The organism is Kocuria oxytropis (genome assembly GCF_040981195.1).
Classification (GTDB): Bacteria; Actinomycetota; Actinomycetes; order Actinomycetales; family Micrococcaceae; genus Kocuria; species Kocuria oxytropis.
The window spans coordinates 333,147-345,204 of sequence record NZ_JAVFXA010000002.1; the positions used below are offsets into that span (position 1 = coordinate 333,147).

8 protein-coding genes are annotated in these 12,058 nt (G+C 75.5%); 7 read left to right on the forward strand and 1 reads right to left on the reverse strand.

Annotated features, from left to right (window positions below; genetic code table 11):
* The first annotated feature begins 167 nt into the window (after nucleotides 1-167).
* Entirely contained in the window at nucleotides 168-3,845 is a 3,678-nt protein-coding gene (smc, locus tag QYM41_RS03965; protein ID WP_368798427.1) for a chromosome segregation protein SMC, read from the forward strand.
* A 33-nt stretch (nucleotides 3,846-3,878) separates the two neighbouring features.
* Here smc and QYM41_RS03970 read toward each other — a convergent pair whose 3' ends face one another.
* A complete protein-coding gene (locus QYM41_RS03970; RefSeq protein WP_368798428.1) occupies nucleotides 3,879-5,114 on the reverse strand; it encodes an MFS transporter in 1,236 nt (411 codons plus the stop codon).
* An 82-nt stretch (nucleotides 5,115-5,196) separates the two neighbouring features.
* Between QYM41_RS03970 and ftsY the strand changes: the two genes are divergently transcribed.
* The 6 genes from ftsY to QYM41_RS04000 all read left to right on the forward strand — a co-directional run bounded on the left by ftsY (nucleotide 5,197) and on the right by QYM41_RS04000 (nucleotide 11,929).
* Complete coding sequence (ftsY, locus tag QYM41_RS03975) at nucleotides 5,197-6,342, forward strand: signal recognition particle-docking protein FtsY (protein WP_368798429.1); 1,146 nt, start codon at nucleotides 5,197-5,199, stop codon at nucleotides 6,340-6,342.
* A gap of 211 nt (nucleotides 6,343-6,553) precedes the next feature.
* Nucleotides 6,554-7,882, forward strand: a complete 1,329-nt coding sequence (locus QYM41_RS03980) for an ammonium transporter (RefSeq protein ID WP_368798430.1) — start codon at nucleotides 6,554-6,556, stop codon at nucleotides 7,880-7,882.
* Between the two features lie 51 nt (nucleotides 7,883-7,933).
* Nucleotides 7,934-8,272, forward strand: coding sequence for a P-II family nitrogen regulator (locus tag QYM41_RS03985; protein WP_017833766.1), 339 nt, complete (start codon nucleotides 7,934-7,936; stop codon nucleotides 8,270-8,272).
* A gap of 201 nt (nucleotides 8,273-8,473) precedes the next feature.
* Nucleotides 8,474-10,057 (forward strand): signal recognition particle protein, encoded by a 1,584-nt coding sequence (gene ffh, locus QYM41_RS03990; RefSeq protein WP_368798431.1) that lies wholly within the window; start codon nucleotides 8,474-8,476, stop codon nucleotides 10,055-10,057.
* 7 nt (nucleotides 10,058-10,064) lie between these two features.
* A complete protein-coding gene (locus QYM41_RS03995) occupies nucleotides 10,065-10,550 on the forward strand; it encodes an NUDIX domain-containing protein (protein ID WP_368798432.1) in 486 nt (161 codons plus the stop codon).
* A 71-nt stretch (nucleotides 10,551-10,621) separates the two neighbouring features.
* Nucleotides 10,622-11,929, forward strand: coding sequence for a hypothetical protein (locus QYM41_RS04000; RefSeq protein WP_368798433.1), 1,308 nt, complete (start codon nucleotides 10,622-10,624; stop codon nucleotides 11,927-11,929).
* Nucleotides 11,930-12,058 lie beyond the last annotated feature (129 nt).

Here is a 12,058-nt window from a genome sequence, read left to right on the forward strand (position 1 = left end):
CGGCCGGTTCCGCGCCCGCCCCCCGGGTCCGGGCCGTTTCTCTGCAGGCTGATCATCGCCCGCCCCGCCTCCTCGCCGCGGGGCCGGGCGCACGGCCCCGTCCGGGCGCCCGAGTAGAGTGGGGACGACCCCCGCCCGCCGCCCCCACCGCAGGAGACCGGACACCCGTGCACCTGAAGACCCTGACCGTGCGGGGGTTCAAGTCCTTCGCCTCGGCCACCACCTTCGAGTTCGAGCCCGGGGTCACCGCCGTGGTGGGCCCCAACGGCTCGGGCAAGTCCAACGTGGTGGACGCCCTCGCGTGGGTGATGGGGGAGCAGGGCGCGAAGTCCCTGCGCGGCGGGAAGATGGAGGACGTCATCTTCGCCGGCACCGCCGGACGGGCGCCCCTCGGGCGCGCCCACGTCTCGCTGACCATCGACAACGCGGACGGCGCGCTGCCGATCGAGTACGCCGAGGTCACGATCTCGCGCACGCTGTTCCGCTCCGGGGGCTCCGAGTACGCCATCAACGGCCGGCCCTGCCGGCTGCTCGACATCCAGGAGCTGCTCTCCGACTCGGGGCTCGGCCGCGAGATGCACGTCATCGTGGGCCAGGGCCAGCTCGACCGCATCCTGCACGCCACCCCTGAGGAGCGCCGCGGCTTCGTGGAGGAGGCCTCCGGGATCCTCAAGCACCGCCGCCGCAAGGAGCGGACCCTGCGCAAGCTCGAAGCGATGCAGACCAACCTCGACCGGCTCGAGGACCTCACCGGCGAGATCCGCCGCCAGCTCACCCCGCTGGGCCGGCAGGCCAGGACGGCCCGCCGTGCCCAGCGGATCCAGCACGACGTCCGCGACGCCCGCGCCCGGCTGCTGGCGGACGACCTCGTGCAGGCCCGCACCGGCCTCGCCGTCGACGAGGAGGCCGAGCGCCGGCTGCGCGCGGAGCGCACCGAGGTCGAGCAGGCCCTCGACGCCGGCCGCGCCCGCCAGGCCGAGGTCGAGGCCCGCGCCGCCCGGGCGACCCCCGCCCTCAACGCCGCGCGGGACACGTGGTACCAGCTCACCGCCGTGCAGGAGCGCTACCGCTCACTGGCCTCCCTCGCGGCCGAACGGCGCCGGCTGCTCGGCGCCGCCGCGGAGCCGGCGGAACCGGGACGGGACCCGGACCGGCTCGACGCCCAGGCGGCCCGCACCCGGGAGGAGCAGCAGCTCCTGCTCGAGCAGGTCGAGGACGCCGTGGAGGCCCTCGCCGAGGCCATCCAGGAGCGCGAGGACGCGGAGGCCGCGGCACGGGAGCAGGACGGCGTGGTCACCGGCCTGCTCCGGGCGGCCGCCGACCGCCGGGAGGGCGCGGCCCGGCTCACCGGCGCGGTCGCCGCGGCCCGCTCGCGGGTGGAGGCGGCCGAGAACGAGCTCGCCCGCCTGCACGCCACCCACGCCGACGCCGGGCGGCGGCGGGCGCAGGCCGGCACCGAGGCCGACAGCCTGGCGCTGGCGGCCCAGGAGGCGGCCGGCGCCGCGGACCGCGCCCGGGTCCGGCACGAGGAGGCCGCCGAGGCCGCCGCCCGGGCCCGCGCCGCGGCCCGGGAGGCCGAGGGCGCCGCCCAGGAGCTGCTGCGGGCCCACGACGCCCAGCGCGCCCGGGCCGAGACCCTGCGCGCCGGGCTGCGCCAGCCCGACGGCTCGGCGGCGGTCCTCGACCGGCACGCCGAGGCCGTCCTCGGCGCCGTCGCCGACCTCGTCGACGTCGAGCCCGGCTGGGAGCGGGCGGTGACCGCCGCGATGGGTCCCTTCGCCGAGGCCCTCGCCGTGCGCTCCCACGGCGAGGCGGTCTCCGTCCTCGAGGCCCTGCGCGCCGACGGCGTGGGCCGGGTGCACCTGCTGGTGGCGGGGGCCGCCGCGGACCGCCCTGGTCCGCCTCCGGCGGTCCCCGACGTCCCGGGGGTGCGGCCGGCCGCGGCCGTGCTGCGGGCCGGCGCGGCCGGGGACTCCGCCGCGGCCGAGGACCTCGAGCGGGGCGCGGCCGCCGTCCGGGCCCTGCTCGCGGCCACCGTGCTCACGGAGGACGCCGCCACGGCGGCCCGGGTCGTGGTGGCGGCGCCCGGGCTCACGGCCGTCACCCGGGACGGCGACGTGTTCACGGGCACCAGCGCCTGGGGCGGCGCCGCCGAGGCGGCCGGCACGCTCGAGACCCGCGCCGCCGCGGAGGCCGCCGAGACGGAGCGGGCCGAGCTCGCCACGGCCCTCGAGCAGGCTCGCGCCGCGTCCCGGGCGGCCGCCGGGACCCGGGACGCCGCCCGCCGGGCGGCGGAGGAGGCCGCGGAGCGGCTCCGCACGGCCGAGCGCGCCGCGGACCGGGCCGCCTCGGAGCTCGCCCGGACCCGGGCCGTGCTGGACTCCGCCGAGGCGGAGACCCGGCGCTTCGACGAGCAGGTCGGGGCCGCGCGGGAGCAGCTGGCGCGGGAGCAGGAGCGGCTGCGCGAGGCCGCCGGACGGCTGGAGGCCGCCGAGCAGCACGGCGAGGAGGACACGGAGGCCGTCCAGCTCGAGGCCGCCGCCCGCCGCGACGAGCGGCACCGGGCCGCCACGGCCGCCCGCACCGCCGAGACGGACGCCCGGCTGGCCCTGCGCTCGCTCGAGGAGCAGGCCCGCGCCCTCGGCAACCGGGCCGCGTCCCAGGAGCGGGCCGCGGCCGCCGAGCGCCGGGCGCGCGAGGAGGCGGAGCGACGGGCCCGGCGCCGCCGGCTGCAGGCCCGCAACGCCGAGGCGGTGCTCGACGGCGCCGGGCAGCTGCTCGACGCCGTCGCCGGCTCCGCCGCGGCCGCCGCCGCGCAGCGGGACCGGGCCGAGGCGGTCCGCGCCGGGCTCGACGCCGAGCTCACGGACCTGCGCGCCGCCAACGACCGGCTCGCCGCGCGGCTCGCGGAGCTCACCGACTCCGTGCACCGGGACGAGCTGGCCCGCACCCAGCGGCGCGCCCGGGTCCAGGCGCTCGAGGACCGGTCCCTCGAGGAGCTGGGGCTCACCCCGGACGCGCTCGTGGAGCACTACGGGCCGCACCTGCCGGTCCCCGAGCCCGAGCCGGCGCCGGACCCCGGGACGCCGCCGTCCGGCGGCGCCGCCGCGCCCGCGACGGGCGAGGGGGACCAGGAGGTCCTGTTCGGCCCCTGCTCCGGGGGCGTGCCGGGGCAGGGCACGCCCTACGTGCGGGCGGAGCAGGAGGCGCGGCTGCGCCGGGCCGAGAAGGAGCTCGCCGCGCTGGGCCGGGTGAACCCGCTGGCCCTGGAGGAGTTCGCGGCCCTCGAGGAGCGCCACCGCTTCCTCGCGGAGCAGCTCGAGGACCTCAGGCGGTCCCGGCAGGACCTGCGCAGCATCATCCGCGACGTCGACGAGCACGTGGAGCGCGTGTTCGCGGAGGCCTACGCCGACACCGCCCGCGAGTTCGAGGGCGTCTTCGCCACCCTGTTCCCCGGCGGGGAGGGGCGGCTGCGCCTGACGGACCCCACGGACATGCTCGGCACCGGGATCGACGTCGAGGCGCGCCCGGCGGGCAAGAAGATCAAGCGGCTGTCCCTGCTCTCGGGCGGGGAGCGCTCGCTCACGGCCATCGCGCTGCTCGTGGCCATCTTCAAGGCCCGCCCCTCGCCCTTCTACGTCATGGACGAGGTCGAGGCGGCCCTGGACGACCGGAACCTGGGGCGGCTGCTGGGCATCTTCCGCCTGCTGCAGGAGACCTCGCAGCTGATCATCATCACCCACCAGAAGCGGACCATGGAGATCGCCGACGCCCTCTACGGGGTGGCCATGCGCGGGGACGGCGTGACCACCGTCATCGGCCAGCGCCTCGCCGAGCTGCGCTGAGCCGGCCCGGGGCGGCCCCGGCCGGTCCGGCGCTCACGATCCGGTGCCGCGCACGGAGGGCGTGTCGGGCCGCTCCATGGTGTCCCGCACCGGCAGCCAGGCCCCGGCGGCCAGCAGCATGATCGCCCCGGACACCCCGAAGGCCCAGCCGAAGCCGGCCGCGTCGGCCAGCGCGCCGGCCACCACGGGCCCCAGGATCTGCCCGGCGTCGGCGCTCATCTGGAACCGCGCCAGCACCGGTCCGCCGGCCCGGTCCGGTCCGATGACGTCCGCCACGGTCGCCTGCTGGCCCGGGTTCAGGGTCCCGGAGCCCATGCCGGCCACGAGCGAGAGGACCACGAACCACGGCACGTCCTGGACCAGGCCCAGCCCCATGGTCGCGACCCCGTTGACCACCAGGCCGGTGAGCACCAGCGGCTTGCGCCCGAACCGGTCCGTGAGCCGGCCGGTGACCGGCAGGGCCATGGCGTTGCCCACGGCGTAGACCGCCAGGGCCAGGCCCGCCACGGCCGGCCCGGCCCCGAGCACGGCGACCGCGAACAGGGGCACGAGCGCCACCCGGATGCCGTGGGCGGTCCACCCGTTGGCGAAGCTCGAGACCAGGGCGGAGCGGTAGGCCCCGACCCGGCGCGCCTCGGCCACGGACATGACCGGCTGGTCCCGGCGGTCCCTGCCGGCGCCCAGGACCTCGTCCCGCAGCCGGAAGTGCACCACGGCCACGGCCACCAGCAGCGACACGGCGTAGATGAGGAACGGCGCCTGCATGCCGAAGCCGGCGAGCAGCCCGCCGATCACCGGGCCGAGCACCCCGCCCACCAGGAACGCGGAGGCGTAGTAGCCCGAGACCCGCCCCCGCATCCGCGGCGGGGCCAGGCGCACGATCAGGCCCATCGCCGAGATCGTGAACATCACGGAGCCGATCCCGCCGAGACCCCGGAACAGCAGCAGCTGCCAGTAGGTCTGGGCGAACGCGGTGGCCGCCGAGGACAGCGCCACGATCAGCACCCCGGTCACGTACGTGGGGCGCTCGCCGATCCGGTTGAGGATCCGCCCGCCGGCCGGGGCGAACAGGAGGCGGGCCACGGCGAAGACGCTGACCACGGCCGAGGCGGCCGCCACGCCGACCCCGAAGGTCGTGGCGAACTGGGGGAGCACCGGGGCCACGATGCCGTAGCCGACGGCGATGACGAAGGCGGCGGCGATGAGCACCGTGATCTGCTGGGGGACGCGGTCGCGGCCGGGGGCGGCGGCTGGGGGCTGAACGGGCACCCGTCGAGTCTAGGTCCCCGGGCGGGGCGGGACGCCGGTGCGTCCGGCCGGTGCCGGAGGGCGGTGTGAGAAGCTGGGGGACGTGGATTCGATACCCGTTCTCGCCTTCGTCCTCATCGCCGTGGTGGTCCTCGGCCTGCTCGGCCTGGTCCTGCTGCGGGGGCCCAGGGCGCCCCGCGGCGGCTACCCCTCCACCCGGGACCCCGACGACCTCGACCCGGGCCCCGTCGCCGCCCCCGGTGACCTGGAGCCCGGCACCGCGCCCGTCCCGCCCGAGAGCACCCGCCCGGCCCTCGACCGCCCCGAGTCCGCGGCGTCCCGGATGGCCCGGCTGCGCGGACGGCTGGCCCGGTCCAACACCGTCTTCGGCAAGGGCCTGCTGGCGCTGCTCTCGCGCGACCGCATCGACCAGGACGTGTGGGACGAGATCGAGGAGACGCTGCTGCTCGCGGACCTCGGCACGGACGCGGCCACGGACCTCGTCGAGGCGCTGCAGCGCCGGGTCCGGGTCGAGGGCACCCACGACCCCGTCCACGTGAAGGCCATGCTCCGGGAGGAGCTCGTGGCGCTCGTCGACCCGACGATGGACCGGTCCCTGGCCGTGGACCGCAAGGGGCCGGTCCCCGCCGTCGTCCTCGTGGTGGGCGTCAACGGCGTGGGCAAGACCACCACCGTGGGCAAGCTCGCGCGCGTGCTCGTCGCCGAGGACAAGGACGTCGTCCTCGGCGCCGCGGACACCTTCCGCGCCGCGGCGGCGGACCAGCTCGCCACGTGGGGCGCCCGCGTGGGCGTGCCCACCGTGCGCTCGCAGGTCGAGGGCGCGGACCCCGCGTCCGTGGCCTACGACTCCGTGACCGCCGGCATCGAGCACGAGGTGGACGTGGTGCTGATCGACACCGCCGGCCGGCTGCAGAACAAGGCGGGGCTGATGGACCAGCTCGGGAAGATCAAGCGGGTCGTGGAGAAGGCCGCCACCGTCGACGAGGTGCTGCTGGTCCTGGACGCGACCACCGGGCAGAACGGCATGACCCAGGCCCGGGTCTTCGCCGAGGCCGTGGACGTCACCGGCATCGTGCTCACCAAGCTCGACGGCACCGCCAAGGGCGGCATCGTGGTGGCCATCCAGAAGAGCCTCGGGGTGCCGGTCAAGCTCATCGGCCTCGGCGAGGGACCGGACGACCTCGCGCCCTTCGAGCCGGAGAGCTTCGTGGACGCCCTGCTCGACTGATCCGTCCCCGCAACACCCCACACGCCCGCCGCAGTTTACGTCCGCGTAACCCCTGCGGCGGGCGTGAAACATGTCCGCAACGCCGCGCGGCGGCAGCCGAAACATCTCTCTCGGAGACTCGACAGTGAACGGTGAGCACCGGACGGCCCCTCGGGGAACGGGCCAGTGGCACCGGTGACCGAACCGACAGTCTGAGAGAGAGGTGCACATCGTGGACATCACAGCCGGACACGTGTGGACGATCGTCGCGGCCGCCCTGGTCTTCTTCATGACCCCGGGCCTGGCCCTGTTCTACGGAGGGATGACCCGCGCCAAGGGCGTCCTGAACATGATGATGATGAGCTACATCTCCATCGCCATGGTCTCCATCGTCTGGGTCCTGTGGGGCTACTCCATGAGCGGCGGGGACCCGCTGCTCGGAGGGCTCACGGGCAGCCCCGTCCCGTCCTTCGCCCTGGGCGACATCATGGGCACCGAGGACCTTCTCGGCGCCGCCTACGGCGGGACCTTCGCCATCATCACCGTGGCCCTGATCTCGGGGGCCATCGCCGACCGCGCCCGCTTCGGCGCCTGGGCCGTCTTCGTTCCCGTGTGGGCCACCCTCGTCTACGCCCCCCTGGCCTTCATGGTCTGGGGCGGCGGGCTGCTCAGCGAGGACGGCGCCATCGGCTCCGCGATCGGCGAGGCCATCGACTTCGCCGGCGGGCTCGTGGTGCACATCAACGCCGGCGTGGCCGCGCTGATCCTCATCATGATCGTCGGTGCCCGCCAGGGCTTCGGCAAGGACCCGAGCCAGCGCCCGCACAACCTGCCGCTCGTGATGCTCGGCGCCGCGATCCTGTGGTTCGGCTGGTTCGCCTTCAACGCCGGGGCGGCCGGCACCGCGGAGCAGGCCGGGCTGATCTGGATCAACACCCTGGTGGCGCCCTCCGCCGCGATGCTGGGCTGGCTGCTCACCGAGCGCATCCGCGACAAGCACGCCACCTCCCTGGGCGCCGCCTCCGGCGTGGTCGCCGGGCTCGTGGCCATCACCCCGGCCTGCGCCAACGTCTCGCCGGTCTGGGCCATCGGCATCGGCTTCGTGGCCGGCATCTGCTCGGCGCTCGCCGTGGGGCTCAAGTACCGGATGCGGATGGACGACTCCCTGGACGTCATCGGCGTGCACCTGGTCTCCGGCATCGTCGGCACCGTGGCCCTCGGCTTCGTGGCGCTGCCGTCCGAGGGCACGCCCGGCCTGTTCTACGGCGGCGGCCCCGGCCTGCTGCTCACCCAGGTCGTGGCGGTGCTCGTCTCGGTGGTCTACTGCGCGGTGCTGACCTTCGTCATCGCCTTCGTGATCGACAAGACCATCGGCTTCCGGATCACCGAGCGGGACGAGATCGACGGCATCGACATCACCCAGCACGCCGAGTCCGGCTACGCGCTGGCCGGCGACGCCACGGGCTCCTTCACCCCGGGCCGGCACACCGCCGGGGAGGGCACCGCGTCCTTCGAGGCCGGGCGCTCCGAGGCCGGGCGCTCCGAGCCCGTGCACAGCTGAGCCGTGCGGCGGCCGACGGACCATCCCACTCCCACGAAAGGCACCCCTCCCATGAAACTCGTCACCGCGATCGTGCGCCCGGAGAAGTTCAAGGACATCAAGTCCGCGCTCGAGTCCTACGGCGTCCAGGGCATGACGGTCCAGAACGTGCACGGCTACGGGCAGCAGCGCGGGCACACCGAGGTCTACCGCGGCGCGGAGTACACCGTGGACCTGCTCGAGAAGGTCCGGGTCGAGATCCTCGTGGACAACCACCAGGCCACGGACATCGTGGACGTCATCGTCTCGTCCGCCAACACCGGCCGCGCCGGTGACGGCAAGGTCTGGGTCACCGACGTGCACCAGGCCGTTCGCGTGCGCACCGGGGAGCGCGACGAGACGGCGCTCTAGAGCCCACCGGACCCGGCGGCCGGCCCCCTCCCAGCGGGAGGGGGCCGGCCGCCGTCGTCCCGGACGACGGCGGGGCCGGGGCCCGCGCCGCCCGGAGTTGCTAACCTTGGACACTGACCCGCCACACCGGGCCGGGCCGCGGCCCGCGGCGCAGACCGCGGCGCACCGGCCGCCTCCCTCGACGAAAGCAGCTTTCGACCCGTGTTCAATTCACTGTCCGACCGGTTGACCGCCACCTTCAAGAACCTCAAAGGCAAGGGACGCCTGACCGAGGCGGACGTCGACGCCACCGTGCGGGAGATCCGCCGCGCGCTGCTCGACGCCGACGTCGCCGTGCCGGTCGTGCGCGAGTTCACCGCCGCGGTCAAGGAGCGCGCCCTCGGGCTGGAGGTCTCCGAGGCGCTGAACCCCGGCCAGCAGGTCGTGAAGATCGTCAACGAGGAGCTGCAGAACATCCTCGGCGGGCAGACCCGCCGGATCCGGATGGCCAAGACCGGCCCCACGATCATCATGCTCGCCGGCCTCCAGGGCGCCGGCAAGACCACCCTGGCCGGCAAGCTCGGCAAGTGGCTCAAGGGCCAGGGGCACCGTCCCCTGCTCGTGGCCTCCGACCTCCAGCGGCCCAACGCCGTCACCCAGCTCCAGGTCGTGGGCGAGCGCGCCGGGGTGCCCGTGTACGCCCCCCACCCGGGAACCACCTCGGAGTTCGACGACCCCACGGGCGATCCGGTGCAGGTCGCCCGGGACGGCGTGGCCCAGGCCCGGGCGCGCCTGCACGACGTGGTCATCGTGGACACCGCCGGCCGGCTCGGCATCGACGAGGCCCTCATGGAGCAGGCGCGCGACATCCGCGACGCCGTGCGCCCCGACGAGGTCCTCTTCGTCATCGACGCGATGATCGGCCAGGACGCCGTGAACACCGCCCAGGCCTTCAACGAGGGCGTCGACTTCACCGGCGTGGTCCTGTCCAAGCTCGACGGCGACGCCCGCGGCGGCGCCGCGCTGTCGGTGGCCTCCGTGACCGGCAAGCCGATCATGTTCGCCTCCACCGGCGAGAACGTGGACGACTTCGAGCAGTTCCACCCGGACCGCATGGCGTCCCGCATCCTCGACATGGGCGACGTCCTCACCCTGATCGAGCAGGTCGAGAAGCAGTGGGACCGCGACGAGGCCGAGAAGATGGCCCGGAAGTTCACCGACCAGGAGGACTTCACCTTCGAGGACTTCCTCGCCCAGATGCAGCAGCTGCGCAAGATGGGCTCGATGAAGAAGATGCTCATGATGATGCCGGGGGCCGCCGGCATGCGCGAGCAGCTCGAGAACTTCGACGAGCGCGAGATCGACCGCGTCGAGGCCATCGTGCGGTCCATGACCCCGCACGAGCGCGTGGCCCCGAAGATCATCAACGGTTCCCGCCGCGCCCGCATCGCCAAGGGCTCCGGCGTCACCGTCTCCGAGGTGAACCAGCTCATGGAGCGCTTCGCCCAGGCGCAGAAGATGATGAAGCGCCTGGCCCAGGGCAAGAGCGTGCCCGGGATGCCCGCGGGCATCCCCGGCATGCCCGGGGCGGGCGGCGGACAGCGCAAGGGCAAGGGCAAGGGCTCCGCCAAGAAGGGCGGCTCCCGCTCCGGCAATCCCGCCAAGCGGGCGCAGGAGAACGCGGCCCTGGAGCAGCAGCGCAAGCAGAAGGCGCCCGCCGGGTCGGCGTTCGGCGCCGCCCAGGCCCAGCCGGACCCCGCGGAGCTGAACCTGCCCAAGGGCTTCGAGAAGTTCCTGGGACAGTGATCGCCCCGTGAGCTCCTACCTGTCCGAGAGCGAGCTGAAGCGCTTCGTGGACTCCCTGCCCACCCGCCGGCTCGCCGCGGAGGCCCTCATCCGCGACCGGAGCGGCCGCGTGCTGCTCGTCGAGCCCAACTACAAGTCGGACTGGACCGTGCCCGGAGGCACCGTGGAGGCGGGCGAGGACCCGCGCACCGGGTGCTTCCGCGAGGTGGTCGAGGAGGTCGGCCTGCACCTGCCGGAGGGGCGGCTGCTCGTCGTCCACCACGGCGTGGCGATGGGCCTGTGGGGGGACTCCGTGTCCTTCGTCTACGACGGCGGCGTCATCGACGCCGACACGCCCCTGACGATCCAGGAGGAGGAGCTGCTCGGCCACCGCTGGACGGCGCCCGCGGACCTGGACCGGTACCTGCGTCCGGCGCTGGCCCGGCGCCTGCGGGCGGGCCTGGCGGCCCTCGAGGACGGGACCACCGCCGAGCTCGTCGACGGGCCCCGCTGAGCGGATCCGCCCCGCCGGGCGGCCTCCCGGACCCGGAGGCCCGCCCACGGCGACGGCGTAGCATGGAGCTCATGACCCCACTCCCCGCCGACGACATCGCATCCCCCACCTCCGCGTGGGACCTGGTCCCCGCCACGGTGCTGTGCGCGACGGAGGCCACCGCGTCCGACGGTTCCGGGCTGCGCCCCACGTGCGAGGGGATGCGGAAGATCATCGCCCACCACCGCCTGATCAGCGCCTACGCCGAGGGCCCGCGGGCCACGCAGCTGATGTTCCTCGCCGACGCCGAGGGACGGCTGGCGCAGGCCGGCGAGGACGGCTCCGTGCGGCCCGGGTGCACCCTCGACGAGTTCTCCGCGACCCTCACCCGGATGACCGGTCAGCAGCTCCAGCCCGAGCACCCGGGCCTGCGCCGGGTCCTGCTGGTGCGCCTGGACGCCCCCGAGCTGCCCGTGCTCGCGGCCCTGTCCGGCACCGGGTTCACCGCCGTGTCCCGGCACGGCTGGTCCGTGGTGGTCTTCGACGCCGAGGTCGACTTCTGGGCCGTGCGCACCGGTCTCGCCGAGACCGCCGTGGCGCTGTCCTCGGACGGGGCCACCCGCTCCGTCGAGGTCCTGCTCGCCGGCGAGGACCCCGCGGCCGTCACCGACCTGGAGGCCGCCGACGCCGTGTGCGCCCTCGAGTGGGGGCCCGAGTGGCTGCCCGCCGGCGGGGTGGCCGTCGAGGCCGAGCAGACGCCGGCCGCCCGGTTCGAGCGCGACCTCGTCCGGCTGTGCTCGGGCGGCACGTCGGAGCTGCAGATCGAGTCCGTGGCCTCCGTCTTCGACCTGGACCCCGCCGAGACCAACCGGCTGCGCAACTACGTGCGGGGCGGGTCCACGGACCTGGTCCTGGAGTCCGTGCTGCAGCTGCTGGGCCTGCCCGTGCTCGCCGCCAAGGTCGTGGAGGGCCGCCGGGAGCTCGCCGGTGCCGAGGGCGTCGAGCACTACGAGCCCACGGGCGTGGCCTCGGCCCTGCTGCGCGGGATGACGATCGAGCCCACCGGCGACGGCCTCCTCGCGCGCTACCAGCGGGCCCTCGTCCGCCGGCCGGAGCTCCTGCTCGCGCTGGCGGGCACCGAGACCGCCCTCGGGGTGGGTCTCGCCGGGGCGGCCCGGCGCGGCGGGTCCGGCGCCCGCGTGCTCGGCACCCTCTCCGCGGCGCTGCTGGCGGACGCCGCCGCGGAGAGCGCCTACTACGCCGCCCTGCGCGGCGCGCGCCGCCGCCGCGGCGAGGAGCGGCCCACCGCCGAGGAAGCCGCCGGGCCCGTCCCCGGTCCCGCGCCCGCCGCCGGCTCGCGGTCGCGGCTGCGCCGCTTCTTCGGCCTGCCCCGCGGCTGAGCGCCCCGCCCGGGATCCGCCGGGGGGGGGGGGGGGGGGGGGGGGCCCCCGCCGGGCCCCCCCGGGGCCCCCGGGGGGGCGCCCCCCCCCCCCCCCCCCCCCCCCCCGCCCCCCCCCGCGCCCCCCCCC